21 protein-coding genes and 2 pseudogenes are annotated in these 23,534 nt (G+C 60.1%); 15 read left to right on the forward strand and 8 right to left on the reverse strand.

Annotated features, from left to right (window positions below):
* Positions 1 to 1,206: 1,206 nt before the first annotated feature.
* Positions 1,207 to 1,500: a hypothetical protein gene (locus ACVJ5M_RS46850; RefSeq protein ID WP_354100428.1), complete on the reverse strand. Its 294-nt coding sequence runs from the start codon at positions 1,498 to 1,500 to the stop codon at positions 1,207 to 1,209.
* A gap of 451 nt (positions 1,501 to 1,951) precedes the next feature.
* On the opposite strand from ACVJ5M_RS46850, the gene ACVJ5M_RS46855 reads away from it, so the two are divergent.
* The 5 genes and pseudogenes from ACVJ5M_RS46855 to ACVJ5M_RS46875 all read left to right on the forward strand — a co-directional run bounded on the left by ACVJ5M_RS46855 (position 1,952) and on the right by ACVJ5M_RS46875 (position 6,070).
* Positions 1,952 to 2,128: a hypothetical protein gene (locus ACVJ5M_RS46855; RefSeq protein ID WP_439035991.1), complete on the forward strand. Its 177-nt coding sequence runs from the start codon at positions 1,952 to 1,954 to the stop codon at positions 2,126 to 2,128.
* Between the two features lie 811 nt (positions 2,129 to 2,939).
* Positions 2,940 to 3,275 (forward strand): hypothetical protein, encoded by a 336-nt coding sequence (locus ACVJ5M_RS46860; RefSeq protein WP_354100429.1) that lies wholly within the window; start codon positions 2,940 to 2,942, stop codon positions 3,273 to 3,275.
* 2 nt (positions 3,276 to 3,277) lie between these two features.
* A pseudogene (locus tag ACVJ5M_RS46865) lies at positions 3,278 to 3,801 on the forward strand (ATP-dependent DNA ligase); the annotation flags it as partial.
* A gap of 215 nt (positions 3,802 to 4,016) precedes the next feature.
* Positions 4,017 to 4,388 carry a hypothetical protein gene (locus ACVJ5M_RS46870; protein WP_354100430.1) on the forward strand — a complete coding sequence of 124 codons (372 nt, stop codon included), beginning with the start codon at positions 4,017 to 4,019 and terminating at the stop codon, positions 4,386 to 4,388.
* Between the two features lie 1,304 nt (positions 4,389 to 5,692).
* Positions 5,693 to 6,070: a hypothetical protein gene (locus tag ACVJ5M_RS46875; RefSeq protein WP_354100431.1), complete on the forward strand. Its 378-nt coding sequence runs from the start codon at positions 5,693 to 5,695 to the stop codon at positions 6,068 to 6,070.
* A gap of 101 nt (positions 6,071 to 6,171) precedes the next feature.
* On the opposite strand, the gene ACVJ5M_RS46880 is transcribed toward ACVJ5M_RS46875, so the two are convergent.
* A complete protein-coding gene (locus tag ACVJ5M_RS46880) occupies positions 6,172 to 6,471 on the reverse strand; it encodes a hypothetical protein (protein ID WP_354100432.1) in 300 nt (99 codons plus the stop codon).
* Positions 6,472 to 6,788: 317 nt separating this feature from the next.
* Entirely contained in the window at positions 6,789 to 7,847 is a 1,059-nt protein-coding gene (locus ACVJ5M_RS46885) for a tripartite tricarboxylate transporter substrate binding protein (protein ID WP_354100433.1), read from the reverse strand.
* A 743-nt stretch (positions 7,848 to 8,590) separates the two neighbouring features.
* Here ACVJ5M_RS46885 and ACVJ5M_RS46890 point away from each other — a divergent pair.
* Together ACVJ5M_RS46890 and ACVJ5M_RS46895 are read left to right on the forward strand one after the other, a co-directional pair.
* Positions 8,591 to 8,995 carry an FAD-binding oxidoreductase gene (locus tag ACVJ5M_RS46890; protein WP_354100434.1) on the forward strand — a complete coding sequence of 135 codons (405 nt, stop codon included), beginning with the start codon at positions 8,591 to 8,593 and terminating at the stop codon, positions 8,993 to 8,995.
* A 22-nt stretch (positions 8,996 to 9,017) separates the two neighbouring features.
* Entirely contained in the window at positions 9,018 to 9,605 is a 588-nt protein-coding gene (locus ACVJ5M_RS46895) for a BBE domain-containing protein (protein ID WP_354100435.1), read from the forward strand.
* Between the two features lie 414 nt (positions 9,606 to 10,019).
* On the opposite strand, the gene pdxR is transcribed toward ACVJ5M_RS46895, so the two are convergent.
* Positions 10,020 to 11,423, reverse strand: a complete 1,404-nt coding sequence (pdxR, locus tag ACVJ5M_RS46900; RefSeq protein WP_354100436.1) for a MocR-like pyridoxine biosynthesis transcription factor PdxR — start codon at positions 11,421 to 11,423, stop codon at positions 10,020 to 10,022.
* Positions 11,424 to 11,648: 225 nt separating this feature from the next.
* Here pdxR and ACVJ5M_RS46905 point away from each other — a divergent pair, with 225 nt between their 5' ends.
* The 6 genes from ACVJ5M_RS46905 to ACVJ5M_RS46930 all read left to right on the forward strand — a co-directional run bounded on the left by ACVJ5M_RS46905 (position 11,649) and on the right by ACVJ5M_RS46930 (position 16,984).
* Entirely contained in the window at positions 11,649 to 12,656 is a 1,008-nt protein-coding gene (locus tag ACVJ5M_RS46905) for an RES family NAD+ phosphorylase (RefSeq protein ID WP_354100437.1), read from the forward strand.
* A gap of 57 nt (positions 12,657 to 12,713) precedes the next feature.
* A complete protein-coding gene (locus ACVJ5M_RS46910) occupies positions 12,714 to 13,355 on the forward strand; it encodes an HD domain-containing protein (RefSeq protein WP_354100438.1) in 642 nt (213 codons plus the stop codon).
* A gap of 84 nt (positions 13,356 to 13,439) precedes the next feature.
* Positions 13,440 to 14,678 carry an MFS transporter gene (locus tag ACVJ5M_RS46915; protein ID WP_354100439.1) on the forward strand — a complete coding sequence of 413 codons (1,239 nt, stop codon included), beginning with the start codon at positions 13,440 to 13,442 and terminating at the stop codon, positions 14,676 to 14,678.
* 26 nt (positions 14,679 to 14,704) lie between these two features.
* Positions 14,705 to 15,409 (forward strand): glutathione S-transferase family protein, encoded by a 705-nt coding sequence (locus ACVJ5M_RS46920; protein WP_354100440.1) that lies wholly within the window; start codon positions 14,705 to 14,707, stop codon positions 15,407 to 15,409.
* Positions 15,410 to 15,450: 41 nt separating this feature from the next.
* The gene (locus tag ACVJ5M_RS46925) at positions 15,451 to 15,885 is read left to right on the forward strand and encodes a cupin domain-containing protein (protein WP_354100441.1); all 435 of its coding nucleotides are present in this window, start codon (positions 15,451 to 15,453) and stop codon (positions 15,883 to 15,885) included.
* A 142-nt stretch (positions 15,886 to 16,027) separates the two neighbouring features.
* On the forward strand, positions 16,028 to 16,984 hold the full coding sequence (locus ACVJ5M_RS46930) for an NADP-dependent oxidoreductase (RefSeq protein WP_456679818.1): 957 nt from the start codon (positions 16,028 to 16,030) through the stop codon (positions 16,982 to 16,984).
* 446 nt (positions 16,985 to 17,430) lie between these two features.
* On the opposite strand, the gene ACVJ5M_RS46935 is transcribed toward ACVJ5M_RS46930, so the two are convergent.
* The 4 genes from ACVJ5M_RS46935 to ACVJ5M_RS46950 all read right to left on the reverse strand — a co-directional run bounded on the left by ACVJ5M_RS46935 (position 17,431) and on the right by ACVJ5M_RS46950 (position 20,626).
* Complete coding sequence (locus tag ACVJ5M_RS46935; protein WP_354100443.1) at positions 17,431 to 17,805, reverse strand: HD domain-containing protein; 375 nt, start codon at positions 17,803 to 17,805, stop codon at positions 17,431 to 17,433.
* Positions 17,806 to 18,034: 229 nt separating this feature from the next.
* A complete protein-coding gene (locus tag ACVJ5M_RS46940; RefSeq protein ID WP_354100444.1) occupies positions 18,035 to 18,373 on the reverse strand; it encodes a DsrE family protein in 339 nt (112 codons plus the stop codon).
* Positions 18,374 to 18,427: 54 nt separating this feature from the next.
* Positions 18,428 to 19,399, reverse strand: a complete 972-nt coding sequence (locus tag ACVJ5M_RS46945) for an MBL fold metallo-hydrolase (RefSeq protein ID WP_354100445.1) — start codon at positions 19,397 to 19,399, stop codon at positions 18,428 to 18,430.
* Between the two features lie 879 nt (positions 19,400 to 20,278).
* Positions 20,279 to 20,626: a hypothetical protein gene (locus ACVJ5M_RS46950; protein WP_354100446.1), complete on the reverse strand. Its 348-nt coding sequence runs from the start codon at positions 20,624 to 20,626 to the stop codon at positions 20,279 to 20,281.
* Between the two features lie 285 nt (positions 20,627 to 20,911).
* On the opposite strand from ACVJ5M_RS46950, the pseudogene ACVJ5M_RS46955 reads away from it, so the two are divergent.
* Together ACVJ5M_RS46955 and ACVJ5M_RS46960 are read left to right on the forward strand one after the other, a co-directional pair.
* Positions 20,912 to 21,230, forward strand: a pseudogene (locus tag ACVJ5M_RS46955) (LysR substrate-binding domain-containing protein); the annotation flags it as partial.
* 930 nt (positions 21,231 to 22,160) lie between these two features.
* A complete protein-coding gene (locus ACVJ5M_RS46960) occupies positions 22,161 to 23,360 on the forward strand; it encodes a methyl acetate hydrolase AcmB (protein ID WP_354100447.1) in 1,200 nt (399 codons plus the stop codon).
* The last annotated feature ends 174 nt before the right edge of the window (positions 23,361 to 23,534 follow it).

The following is a 23,534-nucleotide window of genomic DNA, read 5'->3' on the forward strand; positions in this document are numbered from 1 at the left end:
ACGTACGACAGTCATAGGACCGCACCCCGAAGACTGTCAGGGTAGTCCTTCGGCCCCTTCAAAATTTTCGTGTCATCGTTGGCGCGTGCGGTCGCTAGTTCGTGACTGGAAGCCAAGTCACATGCTTGATGACGCATTTTGCCTGGGAACATCGCGCCCAATCGTAGAGGCTCCGAATGCGCGGGCTGCTGGCGATTCGTGGGTGTGCAAAAGGAGTGATCCGATGTGCCGATTCAGCAACAGCAACAGAGATTAAGACTTGGACTGGGAACGTCCGGACGGAGCCCGGCTTGTGTTCCGCGACGGTCTCTGTCCCAAGACCAGAGCCTGTCCGGAGGCCCCAGCATCATCATGCCCCGGGCCCCGATGCTGGGGCCGTTTTTTGTGCGAGGCGCCGATTGGACGAGACCTGGAGAGTGGTGCTGGCGATCGGTGCGACGGCTATTGTCGTCGGCGGCGCCTTCCTTGCCATCCGGTTTATCATCGGATTGCACCTTTGATTCGATCCGGTGCACGAGCGCGAGCTACTGCCTGTCGTGGGTGTGAAAGGCCGATTGCACAGGAAGCGCGACCGGCAGCGGCTCACGACCCCGATGTGGACTTAGGAAGTTGGAGGTCTGGGGCGTTTGGGATGATGGGTCATTTGGTTCTCTGATAGGTCCGATTATCAGGCGGTAGCTTGGGACTAGAGCAGAATGCCATTTTTCAATTGTCTCGCCGCAGACGGCGCACTCGAAACTACTGAACTCTCGCTCGCAGGCCATGCGTTCGGTACGGCGATAAACCGCACCGCACTTGCAGCGCCTCTGGTCCTCTCTTCCCACGCGCCGAATATGCGCCTTGAATTGATCCTGTGCCAGCTAATCCGTAATTGGATCGGCGGCCGGGAGTATCCTAGACTGGTTCCGCGCACGCGCGCATGAACGGGAACGTGCGGACCAACGATGACAGACGCAGGCAAAGAAGCTCCTCCCGAACCGCAAGAGCGAGGCCCGCATCCTTCATGCCCCCATTGCCATGGAGAGTTGGCTGTTGCGTTTTCGGCATTCGATCCCCGCAAGAAACAAAACGTCCGGGTGTTTGAATGTCGGAGGTGCCACAGGCAAGTTTGGGAGGATGAGATAGCGTGAGGCCGCCTCGGTAGGAAACGGCTATACATTCTCGGCGCTAGCTCGTCGGCAAGGGCTCCTTATGTTCGACTTCGATCTATTTTCCAAACGCGAATGGGCGACGATGATTGTCGCTTTCGTGGCTGTAACCGCTCTCGCCCTCTACGGTTTTTTCACGTTTCTCGACTACCTGGCGCCGCGCCTGTAAGGCCGCCTCAGTTGGCGGCTTTCTCTCGGCGGGAAGATGGCCCCACACGCGCCGGGGGCCTATCACGTCGTACTCGAACGCTACCCCCTCGGGATCGTTCTCATCGAGCCAATCCTTGGCAGCGTCTTCGGTCGCGAAAACCTTGAGATGCTCGACGTCACCGACCTGCTTGGCGGTGTTCACGTAGATGAAAACCTATTGATCGTTTTTACCTTATGGCGTGCCAAAGGCGGAGAGTCGGCCCCGACTGCAGGGGTGATTGCGGGGATAGGTCGAGGCCGCTCCGCCAGCTCGGCGGCGAGCCGGCAAAGCCGTAACAGTGTCTGAGGTCGCTGGTTCCTGAGCGGCCATACTCCGCCGCTAAACTGTGAGAACACCGGCGCGATTTAAATACCAGCCAATAGCTGTCCCGGATGGCCGCAGTGGGGGCTGGAACCACCCTGCGGCGCGCCGAATGCCTTTGCGCCTTGTCGCCGTCCGTCCTGGCGGTCTGGTCTGTGTCCGGGCGTTGTGGCCTCATTTTGAAGAGGGCCGCTTTCGTAGGAATAGACCAGCCCACCATCGTTCGTCAAAAATGCCGCGGTAGTATTTCGACACCAGAGATAATCAGAACTTCATTGCCGATGACGTCGGAATAGAGTTCGAAACCTTCGACGAGGTCAAAGCGGAGGCGTCCCTTGCTATGGGATGTTTTGCCCGGATCCGAAGTGCGAAACCTGGCAATCGAAGTACGCGGCGAGATCGGCCCTGTCTTGATCGTCAAACTCCGCTTCCAGATCGAACATATAGCTGCACGGTAAGCAAAACTTGACGTTCGGATAGCAACTCAATGGGTGGCCGGCAGTTGACCGTCATCACCGAGCGGACCGTGGCAGACATCGGTGTGAGATTGCGCGTAGCGCTTCCCGTCAAACCCAAGGGAGCGGCTATGTCTAACAGCAAGGCAAATATCGCGATCATCGGGACCGGTCCCCGAACGAACTCCTTGATCTCGCTCGATCTGCCGGACGTTGAGACGGCGCTGTCGCTCGGTCGGAAGCTCGTGAGCGATACAGGTCGCAAAGTGATAGTCCACGATCAAGACGGCGCTGTGCCGGACGAGTTCGAACCGCCACGACTTGATCTATGTCGAACTAACAGCCAATCGGCAGCGCGACGTTCTTACCATCCCCGCGACCGCCTCTACATCGGGTCGCTGGTCTGGCTCGTAGTCGTCGCGGGCTACGGCGCGTCGGTCACTCCGAGACTGCGACCAATGGCGCCGCTTATGTCCATAGGCATACAGACCCCACTGCCGAATCTTCCTAGAGCCTAGTATGCCTTGGCGGCCCCCCATTACCGTCGAGGCCTCCAACGGCTCCGGCGGGTTGTGCCGCGGCCGTTTTTTGCGACCTGCAACAATGAGTGTGCGCGTCGTGGGTGTGGAAAAGGTGTCGCTTGCGTCTGCCTAGCGTCTAGCCGCACCGAGTCGATGGCTCCGGTCCAGGCAGATGGCCAGCTTTGAATTGCGCTCTTTGCGACCAGGCGCGGCTCAACGAGCAGTTCCCGTTGCTGGAACGAGACCGCTCAAATCAAATTGAATCCGGGTTCTGTTGCATGGAGTTGCGTATGCGTCAGTCCGGATGGCTCCTTCCATCGTGCCGGCCGATGAGCCGACCGTGTATCTGGTGGCGGATGATTTCGGACGCGCAGGCAGCGCCTGGCGCGAAGCCGATCTGGAAATGGCAGACCTCGAAACTGTCATTCAGGACCTGCTCGCAGGCGAGTATCGCAGGCCTATCAAGGTCATCGCCTTCAACACGGCAGAGCGCTGGTCTGAAGACGTCTCCGAATACGCCGCGCTCAAGATCCAGCACCGCTGTAACCTGCAACTGAGCGACGTCCCCTCGCTCCTTCAGGAATTCGTCGATCGCTACGCTGCCCAGAACAGCCGGCAGTACAGCTTGCGCGTGGTGTAACCGTGGCGTTTCAACGAAAGAAGCCGGAAGCAGTAGGCGTCAAGGCGCCCTTCCCCGGCTTCATCGAGCCGCCCTGGCATCCTCGATCGACCGCGTGCCGTCGGGCGAACGCTGGATTTACGAGATCAAGTTCGACGGCTATCGCGTCCAGGTGCATCTCGCCAACGAAGCCGTCGCCATATTCACCCGTCGTGGGCAGGACTGGACCAAACGCTTCAAGAAGGTCGCCGACGACGCCTGGCACATCAAGGCGAGCTCGGCCATCATCGATGGCGAAATCGTAGTTCCGGCCGCGGATGGCAGCACCGATTTCTCCGTCTTGCAGAACGAGCTAAAGGGCACCTGATCGTCTTCGTTGCCTTTGACCTGTCTCAATGGCAAGGACCTGCGGAAAGTCCCTCTGCTCCAGCGTAAGACCGCGCTGAAGAAGATCATCACTGGCAGCGACGTCCAGTTCAGTGAAAGCTTTGAGATCGACGGCCGCGAGATGTTCACGCACCCCTGCAAGGTCGGGCTCGAAGGCGTGCGTGGTGTCGAAGGTGCGCGACAGTGACCGGGAAAAGCCTTAGCGCGCCCCTGCCTGAAGCGCGCTGAGGTGAGTCCTTGGTCGAGCCGCCCCTTGTGTGGGGCTCGGGGAAACCCGATGGGCAAGCGAGCGACCGTAGAACGAAGGGAGCGTCCCAGATACGGAGCGCTAACTGAAGGGAATTGAGCTAATATAGTGATTCTGGAGGACGCCCCATGGACACCGAAAAGCAACCGCCTCAAGGTCAGGCCAAAAACTCTTCTGAGCAGAGGCCGATCATCGACCAGATGACCGACCTTGCTGCCAACGCGGCCGGAGTGCTGGCCGAGACCGCCGTGAAAACGGTGGCGGACAAAGCAAAAAAGGCGGCGGCTAGACGCATCCCCAAGTCAGTCAAGAAGGTGGCGACAACAGTCGCCAACGCTGCCGCGAAGAAGAAAGCAGTCAAAAAAGCCACCAAAAAGAAATCTGCCAAGAAGTCCGCAAAGAAGTCGGCCAAGAACACTGCGCCCAGGAAATCAAAGAAGGTCGCTAAGAAGACCTCGAAAACATCAGCAAAAAAGAAGGCCGCGAGATCGAGGCGCTGATCACCAGCGGCACCCGCAACCAAGTGCTGTCGTCAGAGCGTGTGCCCGCGCACCGACGATAGACGCCTCAAACGGGTGTCTGAGACATTTCTCGGCTTCTTGTTTTGCCAACACTCTAATCATTTCGATGCCTATCTCGCCTTCCTGCGGAGTCGAGCTTGCCCACGGACTGTTCGACGGTTGCGATGACTGCAAGCGCATGGTTGGCCGTCGGGCACTTCGGTCGTTAAACCTCGACATTGCTTCGCTTGCGAAATCCGATGGTGTAAGACAGCTCTGCTTCCGAAGTGTCGGGACGGTCATGACGTCCACCTGCTGAAAGGGCGGCCCCAGCCTACGGTCCCTGCTGCTAGCTGGAGCCGCACTTCGAGCAAACGTTGTGATGCTGGCCCGAAGCGCGATGCCAATGCGGCTCGAGGGCCCGCGTTCCTACTGAAGATGTGTTGGAGGCGGGCTACCCGGGAATTTAATGTGGCGACGTATCATTTGTTAGCGCGCGAGCGCGCCGAAAGCGGAGGATGGCGTCGGTGCGCTGGACAAGCCGCGCGCTCGCGGCCCCAGCGTCCCCGGCCTCCTTGTCACAAAAGCCCCCGGAGACGCGTGGGGCCGTTGCGCGCTGCGTCACCGATAGAGCAGTGCAAGGATGATCAATGCCGGTGTAGTCATGCCCACCAAGATAATTAGCACGATGAACATTCGCTCGTTCACGGCGGCCCTCGCCGGATGAGAATAGACTTAGGGCGGGACGCCTTTGGTATACAAGTGAACAGAACAGAGGGATGAGGGACATCTCGCGTCGGTGCGCTGGGCCCGCTCGCGGCCCCAGCGTCGGCCCCGCCTCTCGGACGCTTGAGGCTGTCGCGCGCTGATCAAGTACGGCGCTGCAAAATGCGCGTGGTTATCAGCGAGAGTCCGATGCGCGACCTGCTTAGTCCGCGTGAGAAGCGATTATTGAGGCGCTTGGCTGCCCGGGAAGACTGACGCGCAGATCGCGGAGCGGCTCGGCGGCACCGCCAAGCAAGTCTGACAGCAGAAAGTCAGGCTGCTCGCGCGATTGCAATCAATTCGCCCGACGAGATCGCGGATGCAGCTGAGCGATGGGCGGCCTGGCCGCGCTATCGAGGCATCACGTAGAAATCTCGCTGGCGAAACCACGCCCACGCCTCGTCGGAACGGTCGGCGCACACCAGACGATACATTGACCTAAGGATCAAAGATGCGCCGCTGCCGCTGGTCCAGGGTTAACGAATGGTTAAGCCGAATCTGGGAGGTTGCAATGGGGGTGACCTAAAACGAGGTCCACCATGTTGAGGCTGAAGAAAGCTGCCCCAGTATCCCGCGATTTGAACATCGGCCAGATCGACACCGCCGAGTTGCTGCTGCACCGCGTGTACGCCTTTGGAGCCGCCGAGGGACATGCCTCCGGCGAGTCAGTGGGGCAAGACGCTGCGGGCTGGGAACGGGCAGAAATGGCTCTGCTACAGGCGCAGATCGACACTCAGCGCCAAATTATCAAGCTGCTCCGCAACGAATTGTCAGACGTGCGGAAGGAACGGGATGCTTGGCGCAGTCGGGCTCACAGGCTGTATCGATCGGTTTCGACTGACCTCATAGCCACCCCGCGCCCCGGATCGTTTGCGGCATCACTCCAGCAACGTCGAATACATTTCCGGCAGCATTGACTTAAACAACTGCCGCAGGGACCGCACCTCGCCGCCACCGGCTGCTAAGATAGACCTGCGCGATGTTGGCCAGATCGCGCAACTACACTCTTCCAAGCCACCTACTTGATCCCAGTAAGGCTCTTTGCCCGCCGCTCCGCCTGCTCCAGCGCACTTTTCGCAGCTTGAATAGCGCGGTTGTGTGCCGACTCCACTTTCGACAGCGCATCGTTAACCCTGTGCCCGGTGTCCCTGTCCTCCTTTGGCAGAGCCTCCCAGGCTGCACTCTTGTCCTTATTCCTCGCGTGCTCGGTCATGATCTCCCGCTGCGCTTGCTTCTGTTCTTCCGTCGGCGCATTCCACCACGCCTCCTCGTGCTCGAACTCGCGGCGAAGTTTGTTTGTGTTGGGATTGTTAGCCATGGTTATCCTTTCTGCTGCAGGGGTGAGCCGCCGGACGTCGCCAACCGCCTGATGGAGGGGCAGTACAGCAGCCCGATCCGCATCGTCAGCTTCAACACCAGCGAGGGCTGGTCGCGCGATGCATCGGAGGACATTGCCGAGGAGCTACAGCGGCGCAGCGCTGAGTGCGGTGAGGTCCCGCCGAGCCTCGAGGCTTCCTCAAAGCCCACGGGCGCGGCCTCGATATCCAGTTTATGCTCCTCTAGCATCGCGCTCCACCGACTCCTATGATGCGGAGAGCAAGCTCGGACATTAATCGGAAAGAAAAAGCCCTTGGCTCAATCCACCACCAATTGAAGTTGTTTGGTCAAGGCGCCGAACGTCTCAATCTCCTTCCTGATCTGAGCGGCCATTTCGACAGAGGAATTTCCGACCGGTTCGGCCCCGAGTTCTAGCATGCGTGCTCTCGCCTCCGGCGAGTTGACGATCTTGACCACCTGATGATTCAGTTTCTCGACGATGGAGGGGGCCGTATCTGCGGGCGCCAATAAGCCGAACCAAGTCCCGACATCAAATCCAGGTATAGGACCCTCGGCGAGCGTGGGCACGTCGGGCAGTGCCGACGAACGCCGCGCCGTCGTGACAGCGAGCGCCCGCGTCATGCCGTCCCTGACCTGCGGTAAACCGGACGTGACGGTATCAAACATGACCTGCACCTGCCCCCCCATCAAATCGGCCAGTGCGGGCGCGCTTCCGCGATAAGGTACGTGAACGATATCCGTCCCAGTCTTCAACTTGAACATTTCGCCGATGAGGTGATGCGCGGTGCCGGCGCCAGCAGTGCCGTAGTTCAAGCTGCCGGGCTTCTGTTTTGCCAGGGTGATGAATTCTTCGATGGTCCTCGCCGGCACCTTGGCGTTGACGACAACCATGTTGGGCACAAGAGCAATGACCGTTACCGGCGAGAAGTCGCGCCCGAAGTCATAAGGCACTCTGGAGTAAGCACTTTGCGCGATGCTATGATGGGTGGCGCCCATCAACAATGTGTAGCCATCGGGAGGTGATTTCGCGACCATGTCAGCGCCGATAGTAGCACCAGCTCCAGCACGGTTCTCGATGATAACGGGCTGCCCCCACTTAGCGGTCAGCGCCTGCCCGACGATTCGGGCAAGGACGTCTGTCGTCCCTCCAGCGGCGAACGGAACAATGATCTTGATCGGTCGATTCGGATAGCTCGCGGCACCATCCTGTGCAGCGACGACAGTCGCGCCCACGATTACGCCGACGGCTGCTGCAAGGATCGTCCTCAGTACGCGCATCGTTTCCTCTCCTTTTTGTTTTTTAGCCGATACTTGAAGGCGGGCGTTTAACCGGGCTTCAAGGTCGCCCGCGGCCAACCAAGCTTCAGGTCAACACACCTCGTCGCCTCAAGAAGCGACGTCGGATCCTAGTCCCGCACGGCGGGCCAAAAATCTCAAAGCTTGGCGACAAGCTTGAAAAAATTGGAACAGATTCCCAAGATCACCTTCCAAATGCCGGTTTCATCCTAATGCCTCACCGCCGGCCCCGATGTCCGCTTTCAGAATCCCGCGCCTTGAGGCCCCGCTCCTCCAGCCACTGCTTCGACTTGCGTCGAAGCTCCATCGGCAGCGACCGCACAGCGGTGATGCGCTTGTGCATCGTGTTCTCGGCCTGCAGCTCGTCGTGAAAAACCACGCCCTTGACGGTTGCCCATTGCTTGAAGCGCTCGACAGCAGGATGGCGTTGCGCTCCTGGTTGTAGCGCGCGACATCATCGGTGTCTGACGCATCGGTCATCAGCTTGTGGTGGTTAGCCGGCCCCGTCGATGGCGTCCCGGACCGCCCGGTAGATCTGCGTCGCCAGCGGCGTCCTTGCGGCGCGGTCGAGATAGATGGGCAGAGCGGCCATGGCGCAATGGTACGATCATTCCCGCCAATCTTGGTTCTGTTTCATGAGCAGAGCCGGCCACACCTACCAGCCATCGACACGTGGGAAGCGCGTCTTTTGGTGCCCGCCCTGTTCTCACCCGCTGCAGCCGTCATCGCGAAAGGCGGAGGCTTTTCGGATCCGTCCGAGATGTCTTGGCTCCGGGGATGGCGCCAGTAATAGGATGTATGTAATGCCTTTCAACGATAGGTCGCTGCCGCCGGTATCGCCAGAGGATGCGGCGCGCCTCCTGGCCACGGTCGCGGGTTCGGTTCTACTGCCGAACGACGCGGGATACGACCATGAACGCGCCGTCTGGAACTTGAATCACGAGCTGGTGCCCGCGGTGATCGTGGTGCCGGAGAGCGCGGCCGATGTTCAGGCCGCCGTTGCTTTCGCGGCCGGGCAGCGCCGGCCGGTCCTTGTGAAGACGACCGGCCACCAGATGGTCGGCCAGGCGCACGGCGCCGTCGCGATTGCGACCCATCGAATGAACGACATAACGATCGACGCGGCGGGCCGCACGGCCCGGGTCGGCGCCGGAGTGCTATGGTCCGAGGTCATCGCGAAGGCGGCCATCGATGCCCGGAGTGCCTGAGCCCTTCCGCGGGAAGTTTCTGGTGGCGGTGCGGATCGCCTACAACGGCACGACCGCGGACGGCGAGCGGATGGTAGAGCCGCTGCGGGCGGTAGCTCCGGCAGTCCTAGACACGGTGCGGGACATGCCGTACGCCGAGGTAGCGTCGATCCACAGCGAGCCGACCGAACCGGTGCCATACTACGAACGGGGCATCATGCTGCGAGAGTTCCCCGCGCAGGCGCAGGACAAGCTGATCGAACTCGTCGGTCCGGACGCGGAGACCACCCTGGTGATCGCCGAGCTGCGTGCCTTGGGCGGGGCGTGGGACCGGGAGCCGGCGGTACCCAACGCCGTAGCGACCCGGGGCCTGCCGTACAGCCTGCTGGGCGTCTCGGCCGGTCCGCTGTCGCAGGAGCAGCAACTCAAGAGGTCGGTCGCGGAGCTGCTCGACGGCATGAAGCCCTGGCAGGGCGACCGGCGGGTGGTGAACAACCTCGCGCCGGATGAGGCGGCCGACGCCGCGGCGATTTACGGCCCGGAGCGCTACGAGCGCTTGGCGTCCATCAAGAAGACCTACGACCCGGCCAACATGTTCCGGCTCAATCACAACGTGATACCGGCCGCCTGATTAGACAATGGCCGACCGGGCCGGGCCGGACGTTATCAATTCGTGGATAATGTCAGGGGCCACCGATGTCTCGGCCTGGCCCAGGCGCGCAGATATCCCGGCTGCCGCCGCCAATCCCATGGACGAGGCCGATCCGCCTTCGGTAACGAAAGTTTTAGCCGCAGCGGCGCAGTCGCAATTCGAACATCGCCGCCTCGAGGCGTGTTGCGTACAGGCCTTTGATGGCGAGGATCGGCGATGAAGACACAACGGCAGCCGTTGAAGTCACTCAAGACCACACGCGATAATACGCCTATGCCGGCGTCACGAATGCTTGGTGAGGACGCGGGCTCATAGAGCTCTGTTCAAATGTCGGAGTACGACGCAATGGGTTCTTCGCGGAACTCTTGGCAAGCATGCGTCGCGTCCACAGTGCTATCGCCCCAATTCCAAGAGCCGACGACAGTCCGCCTTCAGTCGTCGTTCATTGAGATTTGTCACGCCGAGCAGCAGCCCCTGCCGCCTGGAAGGCCGCATGTACCACGGCGACAGCGGAGCCGGCGCCATGCCGAGTTGTAGAGCGCGTGAAGCGATGTCCACGTCTGACGCATACTCGGGAAGCGAGAGCACAACTGCCAGACCGGCGGTGGCTTTTACCTTTATCGAGTCTAACGCCATCTCTCCGAGGCAACGAAGCAGAGCCTCCCGTCGGGCGGCGTAAAGCCGCTTCATGCGACGCAGATGGCGAAGATAGTGCCCTTCCCGCAGAAATTTCGCCACAGCGCGCTGCACAGCCGCGGCTGGCGCAGGCGCCAAGCAAGCAGCGAGCTCACCGAATCTACGACCCAGTTCCGGCGGCACGACCATGAAACCCAAGCGCAGCGCCGGGCTAATCGTTTTGCTAAAACTGCCGATGTGCAGCACCCGTCCCCCATGATCGAGCGATGCAAGAGCCGGCGCCGCCCGACCGTTCAGCTGCAGTTCGCTCAGGTAATCGTCCTCGATGATCCAGGCGTCGCTTTGCCGAGCCCAGGCGAGCAATGCAAACCGCCGCGGCAGAGACATCGTCATCCCGAGCGGCGCCTGCTGGCCTGGTGTCACGACTGCCAGTGCCGCTCCGGCGGCGTTCTGGACACCAGCGGCGACATCCAGTCCTTCCGCATCAACCGGGACAGCTGTCACAGCCATGCCAGCCAAGCCGAGCGCGGTGCGAGTGAGCGGAAAGCCTGGATCCTCGATCCAGGCTCCCATCCTTCCAAGCTGAAGCCCTCGGGTCGCCAGACCGAGCGCCCCGGAGAACCCGCCCGTGACGAGCACCTGAGAGGCACTGCACCGAATGCCGCGGGCCAGCCCCAAGTAAGCCGCCACCTCCTTTCGCAGCTCCGGATCGCCACGCGGATCCGGATACGTCACCGGCGCCTCCGCGGCCCACCGGGTCTCGCGGGTGAGGAGGCGTGACCACAGCTTGAACGGGAAGGCATCTTGCGAAGGTACGCCCATCTGAAATGCCAGCGGCGCGGTTCCGAACTCGTAGAAGAGGTCTGGCAGAAGCGGGGCTTCCGGCGAACGGTCGTGCGTTGAGGATCGGGGCTGCCGCTCGGCCACACGGGTCCCTGCAGGCCCGAGACCAACCGCGAATTGCTCCGCGATGAGACGTTGGTAGGCCACACGCACGGTGCCGCGGGAGACGCCCAGCTGAGCGGCCAGATCTTGCCAAGAGGGCAACCGCGCGCCCGAGGCGAGCCGCCCGTTCTCGATGCCCTCTCGGATCGCCGAATAAATCTGGGCAGCCAGCGAAATCCTTCTGGCACGATCGAGTTGAATGGGAAACGCAGCCATCGCGCGATGATACAGTCAAAGTTGGCAATCTTGGTACTTTTTTTTGACCGGGCGCAGCGCATCTATTCGTCTTGAACAACGGCCAGAGCGATAGATCGGGTCTCGCAGCAGCAGACGACAAAAAGCCCAACCGCGCAGGCGGCACCCGCACGGCTTGTCGCGGTTGGTGCTCCGGTTGCGCAGATCGAAGGCGCCGCCTGGCGAGGTTCCCAAAGGAAAACCCAGATGACACGCATGGATTGGCGCAGCTTCGAAAATTCACTCAAAACCGAGGCGCGCTTTTTCAGTCGGACGGCAGCAAATCATCTCACATCAATCTTCGGTGGTGTTGGCGAGTTGCAAACGCGCGACGGCCGTCCACTCGTGGTGGACGCGGGTCCCGGAACGGATTTTCATACCCTCTATCGCGCTCGGGTCTTTCGATCTGACGACAAACTCGAAACTGCCCTCGGCAGGCCGGACATCCATCTCGGCTCGCCACCAGCACCCCTGACGGCGGCCGGTCCCATGAACGCGCGTGGTATCTCGGTTTTCTACGCCGCAAACAATCAGAAAGCGGCTATTGCCGAGGTCCGCCCGCCTGTTGGTAGTCAGGTCGTGGTAGCCCAATTCGAGATCATCAGAAAGCTTCGACTGCTCGATTTGACCGCCCTCAGCGACATCCGCGTCACCGGAAGCCTTCTGGATTTCGGGTTAGCCGGGAGGACGGAGGACGCCGTGTTCCTGCGGTCGCTGAGTGAGCGTATCACGCGGCCGGCAATGCCCGATGACGAACCGTTTGAATACCTCGCAACGCAGACCATCGCCGACTTTCTCGCGACGGAAGCTTCGGTGCCGATTGATGGCATTATTTTCCCGTCGGTGCAGACCGCCGGAGACGCTCTCAACGTCGTCCTTTTTCACAAGGCTGCCCGTGTCGAAGCCATGAACGTTCCCGAGGGAACGGAGATCGGCGTGAGTACGGGCCGCTGGGCCGAGGATGGTTGGCAGGAAGATTACGAGGTGCTTGAGAAAGTGCCACCGTTACACAAGGTTGATCAGAACGCGCAAGAGCCGGGATCGCCAGACTTCGCCTCAATACCTCTTGACCCGCGGGATGCCGATCGGCGCGACACAAGTCTCCGCATCGTGTCCGAAAGCATCGAGGTGCATCGCATAAAGCGCGTCGAATTCGCCACGGAGGAATTCACGGTGAAACGGCATCGTCGGAAAAGGGATAGCATCGATTTTTAGGCGGGCAGAAGCGCGCGCGGCAGCGCAGATCGCAAACAAGGAAATAGGAGTTCGACAATGACTGACGTTTTTTCTGGCATCAAGATCCCCGATAGCAAGATCGCTCGGGAGGCCACTGAGCTGGTGCGACAACAGGAAACGGAGATGCTGTTCAATCACTCCGTTCGAGTGTTTGCGTTCGGCGCAATGAAGGGGGTCCGCCAAAATCTCAAATTCGATTCTGAACTGCTCTATGTCGCAGCGCTTTTTCACGACTTAGGGCTTGTCGACGCTTATCATACCGACATAAAGCGATTTGAAGTTGATGGCGCCGACGCAGCGCGCGAATTTCTCCGAAGCCACGGCATCCCCGAGCCGAATGCGGATCTGGTTTGGGAAGCCATCGCCCTACATACCACGCCCGGTATCCCCCAATATATGCGGCCCGAAATCGCGCTCACAAACGCGGGGGTTCTAGTGGATGTCGTCGGGATTGGATATGATGAGTACACGCCAGAGCAACGCGACCAAGTGATCGCTGCATTTCCGCGCGGTGATAATTTCAAAAATGATTTCATTCAAGTTCAGACTTGCTCCGCTTTAAAGAAGCCTTTGACGACGTTCGGTACCGTCAATTTCGATTACATCAAAGATCACGATCCCACGTTTCACAAACCGAACGCGTGCACTCGCATCCGCAATACTCCCTGGCATAGCTGAGCCGTCGTGCGCATTCGTCTGCCTGAAACGGCGGTTGCGGAAACCACATAACTCATCAGTACCGCTCTTTTTGGTATGGCATCGATGTCTAACTCGCTTAGCTCCCTCCTGTGGTTAACTCTCGGCGCCTTTTCGATTGGCACCGAGGGTTTCATGATCGCCGGGCTGTTGCCTGCCCTCGCGCGAGACCTAAACGTCGGCTTGTCCGCCGCCGGCCAACTAGTCACCGCCTTTTCCCTCGCTTACGCCGTCGGGGCTCCCGTCATGGCAGTGCTGACAGCCAGGCTGGAGCGGCGCCGCCTGCTGGCCCTCGCGATTGCCGGCTTCAGCATTGCCAATCTACTCGCAGCGCTCGCGCCGAACTACGCCGGGCTGTTGGCGGCTCGGCTCCTATTGGCCTTCGCCGCCGCGAGTTTTATGCCTGCGGCCAGCGGTTATGCAGCCGCATCGGGCGGGCTGCAACGGCGGGGCCGCGCTTTGTCCATGGTGACCAACGGCCTGTCGTTGGCAATCGTCGCCGGCGTGCCGCTCGGGGTGCTGGTTGGCCAGAGGTTCGGCTGGCGCGCCACCTTTCTCGCCGTGGGCGGGCTGGCGGCGCTCTCGCTCGTCGGGATCCTTTTCGGAATGCCGAGACAAGTGCCCGGTACCACCGCGAGTCTGGGCGAGCGCCTGGCACTAACCAGGCGCCCCGATATACTGGCGGTCCTAGCGACCAGCGTGCTGACGGTAGCCGGCACATTCACGGTCTACACATATCTAAGTGTCTTCCTTGCCGGCGTCGCTGGGATTGGGCCGCAGGAGCTGGCGCTGGTGCTACTCGGATTCGGGGTCGCCAGTGCCGTTGGCACCCAGCTCGGCGGCACCGCCGCGGACTACTGGGGCGCGCGCTACACCGTGATCGTTGGTTGTGGGCTCACCCTTTTGGCGTACCTTGTCCTATCGCTAGGCGCCGCGCTTGGCCCGGCGCACGCGTTACTGGCCCTGCTACCGGCTATCCTGCTTTGGGGCTTGTCCAGCTGGGGCTTGATTACGGCGCAGCAGGCGCGGCTGGTCGCGCTGGCTCCAACTCTGGCCGCGGTCAGCCTCTCCCTGAATTCGTCGGCTATCTATCTCGGCAGCGCCATGGGCGCGGCGGTGGGCGCGCTGGTCATCGCTGATGGCCCAGTGGGGCGGCTCGGCTGGGTGGCCGCGGGGTTCAGCCTGGCCGCGCTGCTGACGGTGCTGGCCAGCACAGCGGGACGTCAGGTCGAGGTTGGTGCCGTCCGCGAGGATGGCGGTCGGCAGGGCGACGCGGCCGAAGGCCGGCCGCTGCGCCGGTGGTGAAGCACTTCGAAAGAACGAGTTGAGAGATGAAAGATCTTTCTGCCTTCCTCATCACACAACGCTGGCCCGCCAAACACCCGAACCGCTTGCAACTTTATTCATTGCCGACGCCCAACGGCGTCAAGGTGTCGATGATGTTGGAGGAGATCGGGCTGCCGTACGAGGCGCATCTGGTCGACTTCAACCAGAACGACCAGCGCACGCCGGAATTCCTCTCGTTGAGTCCTAACGGCAAGATCCCGGCGATCCTGGCCCCCAACGGTCCGGGCAGCGAGGCGTTGCCCTTGTTCGAATCCGGTGCGATCCTGCAATACCTCGCGGAGAAGACCGGCAAGTTCTTGCCGGTCGATGCGGCCCGCCGTTATCAGACCATCCAGTGGGTGCATTTCCAGATGGGCGGGATCGGGCCCATGTTCGGCCAAGTCGGCTTCTTCAACAAATTCGCCGGCCGTGAGCATGAGGACAAGCGGCCACTTCAGCGTTACGTCGCTGAGTCAAAACGCCTGCTTGGCGTGATGGAAGCGCGTCTGGCCGGACGGCAGTGGATCATGGACGATGAATATACCATCGCGGACATTTCGATGCTTGGCTCGGTGCGCAACCTGATCGGCTTCTATGAGGCGCGCGAACTCGTCGAATTCGACCGTTTTCGGGAAGTGCCAGCCCGGCTCGAACGCGGCCTGGCACGTCCCGCTGTGCAATGCGGGCTGACTATTCCACGAAGACCGTAAACAAGTGAGAGTTCAAACTTCTTGGACAAGAGGATACGAAAATGCCAGCTTCGTCGAAAATCGCACTGTTCTGCACTGTACTTGGCTTGACGTTGGCAGGAGCGCCGGCTGGATATGCGCACGAGCCTGAGACGGTAAAACCGGTTTTCCAGCACGCGATCCCAAACATTCCGGGAAAGAAATTGGTCGCTGTCGTTGTGAACTATCCACCCGGCGGGAAATCCCTGCCTCACCATCACGCAAAATCCGCCTTCATCTACGCGTACGTGCTTACGGGCGCCATTCGAAGCGTCGTGGGCACCGAGCCCGCCAAAGTCTACCAAGCGGGCGAGAGCTTCCACGAAGAACCTGGAGCGCATCACCGGGTGAGCGAAAACGCCAGCGAGACCGACCCTGCGAGTCTTCTGGCGGTCTTCGTCGTCGATGCTGAGGACCAGCCACTGACCATACCAGACCCGAATTCAGACGCACGATAGTGCCCTGAGCCGATCCCATCGCCCGTGGAGTCCGGGACTGCAACTGGGCGAATAGCCGAACCTAAAGATTGATGGCAATAAGGAGACCAGGATGACAAGTACCCTTGTCGGCAACGCGGCACAGAGCCCTGCTCCCTCCACGATGAGAGCCTGGCGCGTGCACGAGTTCGGCCCGCCGGACGTGATGATATTTGAACGGGTCCCAAGGCCAGATCCTGGTCCGGGCGAAGTTCTTGTCGATGTTCACGCAGCAGGCGTCGGTCCCTGGGACGGCTGGATCAGGGCCGGCAAGAGCGCGTTGCCGCAGCCTCTTCCTCTCACGCTCGGCTCCGATCTGTCCGGAACGGTCGCGGCTGTGGGATCGGGCATTTCGGACCTGGCTGTCGGAGATCAGGTTTTCGGAGTGACCAACACTCAGTTCCTTGGTGCTTACGCACAATACGCGGTGGCCTCTGCTGCGATGCTCGCGCAGAAACCACTCTCGCTGAGCTATGCCGAAGCTGCTTCCGTTCCCGTCGTTGCGGTCACGGCGTGGCAAGGTCTGTTCGACCACGCTCGCCTCGAAGCCGGGCAGACGGTGGTCATTCATGGAGCTGCGGGAAACGTTGGAGCCTACGCGGTTCAGCTCGCTCGTCGCGCTCGGCTTCGTTCAATCGCAACGGCTGGGGCGAAGGACGTCGAGTACGTGCGTTCCCTCGGTGCCGACGAAGTATTGGACTATCATACGCAACGCTTCGAGGAAAAGGTGAAGGACGCGGACGCGGTACTGGATCTCGTCGGGGGCGAAACGCAAATGCGTTCTTTTCAGGTTCTTCGCACGGGCGGCAAGCTAATCTCCGCCGTGTCCCAGCCCGATCAAGACCGCGCAAAGTCCCGCGGGGTCACCGCAGCCTTCTTCTTGGTGGAAGTGACCACCGAGCGGCTGCGCACAATCGCCGATCTCATTGACCGCGGCGAACTGAAAACCCGCGTCGGTGTAGTTCTGCCTCTCGCCGATGCGCGAGACGCGCACATGATGCTAGAAGGCCGACGATCACCGCCGAAAGGAAAGATCGTTCTCAACGTAGAGGCCACGGGCGAAGTCACCGCGCCCGCTTGAATTCGGGCTAACGATGAGCGTCGCGGCAAGCAGGTGTGGAGGGCCGCCGGCTCCCGCGGGGACCGGGATCAATTGCTGAGAACGCTTTGGCTTGTGGGCTCTGCTTGTAATCACCCATCGCTGATGCCGTCGTCAACGCAGGTTTTAGCCCGTCGACCCAACGCCGAGCACATCATCGCACTCAATCGCCAAGCTAGGCGGAGGGACGTACCTCATTCGACGTCGACGACAAAAGTCTGGTTTCGGCTTCAAGATCTTCTTGTGAAACTCCGAAGCCTCTTCGAACTGAAAGCTCTCCATGTGGGAGAACCGGACCACTGAGGGATCGCTTCGCCTATTGCCCGACAGCCCAGCGCGACTTCCGCATCAGATTGCTGAAGTCCCTGCGACGGAAACCAGGGTCCTTGTAGGCCATTACATCGGCCAAACCGGTGCCTTGGGTGGTTTCAGGACGGTGCTTGAGGCTGTCGTAAAGGGCCTGCAGGAAGCCTTCCGCGAATTGTGGCGGACGCGGATAAACTGTCTCGACAGCGCTCCGCTGCGCGGCAGTGAAGACCCTTGCGCTTGCCTGCCAAGGCAGCCCAATAGTAAACGCGCATGGAGTGCTGAAACAGCAAATCGTTTTCGTTATCGCGAATGACCTGAGCTGCATCGCGCGACAATCTGCTATCCGGAATTCTTATCTCCGAAACCTCCTCGACGGCGAGCGGAACCGCTTCCGCGACTTTAGGCGTGACCGTTTCGGCCTGACCGTTTGGTGCCAAGGCGGATCCGGCGACCAACGCGAGGGCGGCCCAGGTGAAAGTGGTACGAACATTCATGTCGTTCTCCTCTAGCCGGAGATGGCGTGTATGGGGCTAGAACGTGCCTTCGCCCTAGCATCGGCCATTAGAGTTTCCCTGTTGGAGGTCGAAAAGACTCGCCTTAGGCAAACAACACGCGCTCTTGCGCTTATTCCGTAATCTTCACGAATCCTTGCTGAACGAGCTGCGTCGTCCTCGCCATGGCATCCGTGTTGACTTTGATGCCGGGGAGCAGATCGGCATTGCCTCAGTTGTGAGCCTTCGCGGTCGCCCCGCACACCTCGATGCGCACACTGCGCTTCATCAGGTCTGCCACAAGGTCCTTATAAGGATTGCCGGTCGCGATGTTTCGATCGGCGTTGTAGGCGATATCGTGCAGCGTCACATGGCCGGCATTCGTGTGAAAGACGGCGATAACCTCCGATTCGGCCTTCGCGTGGGCGATGTCGTTGGTGATGAGCTGAAGGTGGAAAATGGAAGCCGGCAGATCGCCTTCGAACGTTAGCGCGCCGATGCTATACACCGTCTTCACGTCCTTGAGCGTCACCGCAATATCGATGTGAAGCGGCTTCTCAGAGGCAGACATATCAGTGCTCCTTTCATTGGAAGAACGGGAGATGGCCACTATACGAGAGGACCGTCAGACGCCCTCGTAAACCAGTCGGATGAAGAGCGCCGAGGTGATGAGAAATTGGCCCCACTTCGCATCGAACGCCGTGGTCGGCTTGGCGGCGATCGTGTCATCGAGCGATCGGCCCTGCTGCTTGAGCTTGCCGACATTGTCCCGGATTGCGACAAGCATGTCGCGGTAGGCCGCAAGTTCAACCTTGTTGCTGACAGGGTTGCCGTGCCCCGGGATGACGATCGTCTTGTCGGTTACGGCGGCAACATTCGCCTCGGCCGCCTTGATCATCCCGTCGATGTTTCCGCCGGTTGAATAGTCGATGAACGGATAGATGCCGTTCCAGTAGGTATCGCCACAATGAAAAATGTCCGCTTCGGGGATCGTCACCGATAAGTCGCTATCGGTGTGCGCGGGACCGTAATATTTAAGGAGAAGCGTGGACCGGTTGAGCTTCAGGGCTTTCTCAGACGAGAAGGTTTCGGTCGGAACGGCCGATAGCGGAGGAGACGGGAAGTTGAAATCCCAGTCCGCAACTCTCTGGGCAACTAGCAGATGCTTGTGGGTGTTCTCATGGGCGATGATGGCTGCCCCTTCCGCATTTAGCCATTGATTTCCGTCCGTGTGATCGAAGTGCCAGTGCGTGTTGATCAGGTGTGAAATCGGCTCGCGACTCAAACTATTCGCAGCCTCTAGGATGCGCGGACGGGATGCGGTGATGCCGGCGTCAATGAACACCTTGCCGTCGGTGCCCGTCATGATCGCTATATTGCCGCCGGAACCCTCGAGGATGCTGACATTGTCGCGCAGCTTATGGACTTTGATGGCCGCTTTGGCGGCGTCGTCACGGATGAGGTCCACAATGTTGCGCGCTTCCGCGAAAGCCTGTCGCGGCGAGAGCCAGCCGCCCGTGGCCGCTACTGTGGTCGCCGCCACGCAGCACAGGCAGAATCCGCGTCGTGACATGATATCCTGATTGAGGCTCACCATGGCTCTCTCCAATGGATGTCCGCAAACGGTCTAGCGCCACAACGCGGCGTCGCGCATGATGCTTGGGACGTGAATGATGGTCATGCGGAAAACGTTTGTCGGGCCACCATCATCTCTTCTGCAATAATCTTCGTAGCCTTAATTGCTATCGACTCAAACTTGCAGATCCGGAGCGATAAACGCAGATCCGTCGCCGAGCCGCTCAGTCCTCGGAAGGAACTCTCGGTGGCTTTGCGGCCGCCGTGCATGCACAGAACCATGGGACCCTGACGTAATGAAGCGTAACACCATTTGTCTTGGTCCGCTTGTGAATCGTTTCCACGGAGCTGCTATTGCACTCCCGCCCTGGACTTGCTTGAGGACAGAGTTACTCAGCTTTGGCAATCCCGTCAGCCCCCGCTGGTGCCGCTCTTGAGTCGTACCGCTTCTAGTTGGCTCCTTCTCGAAGGTCTTTCGAGATCGCATGATCCAGTGTGCCGACTTCATTATGACAGCGCTCTGACGTTTCTCCGACATCGGCGAGCTCAGAGTTCAAGATCCCATGACTGCTTACGCAGCCACTCATCCCTTGATGGTATTCTCAAGTTTTAATGACAGCGCTTTGTCTCTTGCTAGACGTGGTCACCATTTAGACCCAACATTTGAATTGCAGATGCCGGTGAAAGTGGGGGCCGCCGGTTTTTGAAAAGCGATTTCTTTTTTGAAAGCTCCTATACCCCTCCCCGGTCACAGCGCCACCAGGAACGATCGCCTGCAACGCTGCAGCTCGAGGCCAGAGGCAAGCGCAACAATCAGATCGAGGACATTACCATCCCGGGGTGACTCCCGGCGCACCAGAAGGCAGAAGGCGAGCCTCCCGTAGCGCCTGGAGAAACTGGATCAAATCATGCTGCCGGGTATGAAGCACCTGACGCGAGGATGGCCGTCGATGTAATGCCTCCAAACCATTGTACGGCCGAAACGGTTTGGTTGTGTGAGAACCGCGCCTTCAGGCACGTCGACCCATTCGTTGTCAATGCGGACGCGGTAACGCCCGCGATTGGACTCCCAATCCGCATCAGAAACTATGTACCCGTCCATATCGGTACAGCACTTTCCCAATTCGCTCTCCAAACTTTCAAACCATGAGTTCAGCGGAGAGTTGTCGTAGTGGCCATCATCGCGGCCGAGTGCAGGCGTCACCAAGACCGCTAAGGCAAGTAGCTGTGTCGCAGCTTTTGCTAACATCTCATTGCCTCCGTGATCTTCACCAGCTGGTCCGCTCGCTTGACGCGGACAAAGCTGGCGCGCGGAAAACAAGATGGTGGTTACAGCTGCGACCCCGCGATGAGCCCGACAGCCACAATCGTTCGACGATTCGGGAAACCTTCGTCCCGACGCCTACACAAGTGAGTCCGGTAGTCCGGGCAAAAGTTCAATAAAGGTCAGTGTAACTTCTCCTTTAGACAAAGCGATCGGGAGATCCCGCTTAAAGGCCGACACGATTGGGACACGCCTAGTCGTCGGGCGCGTCCCCTAGCCGCAAACCTCTATGCATGGGAGTTCGAGAGGAACGGGCGCGACGTGAATGTGCGCGTGGACGGGCAACTGGTCTTCAACAGTTCGGGCGCGCTGCTGCACGCCGCGCTGCAGGGGCTTGGCTTGGCCTACCTAACCGAAGGTCAGGTTCAGCCCTACTTGTCGAGCGGCGAGCTCATTCGGGTGCTGGGGGAACTGGTGCCCGCCATTCTCAGGATATCACCTATACTATCCGAGCCGTCGGCAGCCATCGCCGGCATTCACGCTGCTGGTCGACGCGCTTCGATACCGAGGCAGAGCATCGCGGGGGTAAAGCTGTGGCTCAGGTTGCGGTGCGCTTTTGGCCCGCAGCTGGCCTCAAACTCGCCCGGGGTTGCCGAACGGAGAAGTGCCCATGACGCGAGGCACCTGGAGATTCCAACGTGACGACCCCGCGCCGGAAGTGGTAATGCTTGTGCCACGGCGCCGCTCAAGAGTGCCACACAAAAACAAATCACTGGACCGAAAACGCAATAATATCAAATGCAGGTCAGGATTGCCGCCCCAGTTCAATCCTGTACGACACGCTTTGGCAATCGGTCTTCAGGCGACCCTTTTATCTCGCGGCCGCCATAGCTGCGTAGCTCTTGGAGCAAGCGCTTAACTGCTTCGGAATTACCGTTCTGCCGTCGCTGGCAGTGATGCTCGCGAGCGACGCGGCCTCTCCTTAAGCCGCATTCTGAACTGATAAGCTTTCAGCAATTACCTTATCAGTACACCAACTGACTCCAATTTGTTCGAAACCTTATCAGTCCGCGAGCAGACTCCGTCTGTATGACTTGCTTACAGCTCAGGCCAAAACACCGACACCACTCTGCAGACATGGAGCTTGTCGCCGGACCTCGTCTGCTAAGTGCAACAAGAGAGAAGCCACAAATTGCCAGCGATACGTTTCAACGTAGATCAAGTGTCAGGTTCGCTGACCTGCCCGAGCAAAGAATCGCAGGGGGAATACATGGCCGATCACAGGAAAACGGTCTACGCTTCGAGCGCTCGGTCGAAATGCGATGACCTGGAGCTGCCCATGATCAACAACTCCAGTCACCATTGCTGCCAGGACCGCGGCGGGATTTCATTCGCGCTACGTCATCGGGGACGATCAGGCCGATACCCAACAATCGCCATACGCTTACGTCATCCGGCGCGAACCGCCAGCGGATTACCGAGAAGCACGTGATCAAACTTGGCAAAGGGAGAAACGTCTATGGGTAACAACCTGAAAAGCGCATGTGACGGGATCTTGCAAAAAGTCGTGACTGGTAAGGACCGCGTTCCCGGCGTGGTGGCGATGATCACGGATCGCTCGACCAACATTTACGAAGGCTCAGTCGGCGAGCGCAGTCTTGGCGGCGGCCAGGCCATGACGACCGACACCGTGTTTGCCATTTTCTCCACCACAAAGGCTATCACCGGCACGGCCATCCTGCAATGCGTCGAGGACGGCAGGCTCGACCTAGACGCCCCAGCCAAAAAATACGTGCCCGACATTGGCAAGCTCGAGGTCCTCGACGGGTTCGACGCCACGGGAAACCCGAAGCTGCGAGCGCCGAAGCGCGACATCACCACCCGCATGCTGATGCTGCACACCGCGGGCCTCGGCTACGACTTCTTCAACGCCAATTACTTGCGCCTGGCGCAGGAGCGCGGCCAGCCGAGCGTGGTGACCTGCTCGAAAGCATCACTGATGACGCCGCTATTGTTCGATCCCGGCGATAAATGGGAATATGGCAGCAACATCGACTGGGCCGGACAGGTTGTCGAAAGCATCCGCGGCAAGCGCCTCGGCGACGTGATGAGGGAGCGGATCTTTACGCCGCTCGGAATGGAGGACATCGCCTTTTCGCTGACCCCTTCGATGCGTACGCGCGTCGCCACCATCCATCAGCGCGAAGCCGACGGATCCCTGATCCCCCTTCCCGATATGCAACTGCCGCCTGAGCCGGAAGTCCACATGGGTGGACACGGTCTCTATGGCTCGATCGACGAGTACATGAAATTCATACGGATGTGGCTGAACGACGGGGCGGGACAGCAAGGGCGCGTGCTCAGGAAAGAAACGGTCGAATCCGCTGTCCGCAACGGCCTGCAGGCTAACCAGGCGGTCACGGTGCTGCCCGGCGTCATCCCGACGCTGTCGAACGACGCCGAGTTCTTCCCTGGCCTGAAGAAATCCTGGTGCCTCACCTTCATGGTCAACGACGAGGACGCGCCTACCGGCCGTCCGGCCGGAGCGATCGGCTGGGCCGGGCTCGCCAACACGTTCTTCTGGATTGACCGCAAGAACGGGTTCGGCGGGTATTGGGCGACGCAGATCCTGCCGTTCGGCGACCCGACTTCGTTCGGCGGCTACCTGGAATTCGAGACGGCCGCCTATGCGACCGGCGAGGCGCGCGCTGCGGCGTAGTGCTGACGAGCGCGGGTTACCCCGGGCCACGGCGCGCCGCCGCTTTCGCAATCGAGCGACGGCGTCATGGGCGCGTGCTTTGCGATGGTGCCGCCTGCTGATCTTCTGGTCCTGCAGGACGGTGCCCGCGCATGGCGACAAGATGAATGAAAAGAGATGCAGGGAGAACGCTCA

It is taken from the genome of Bradyrhizobium sp. S3.7.6 (assembly GCF_054061875.1).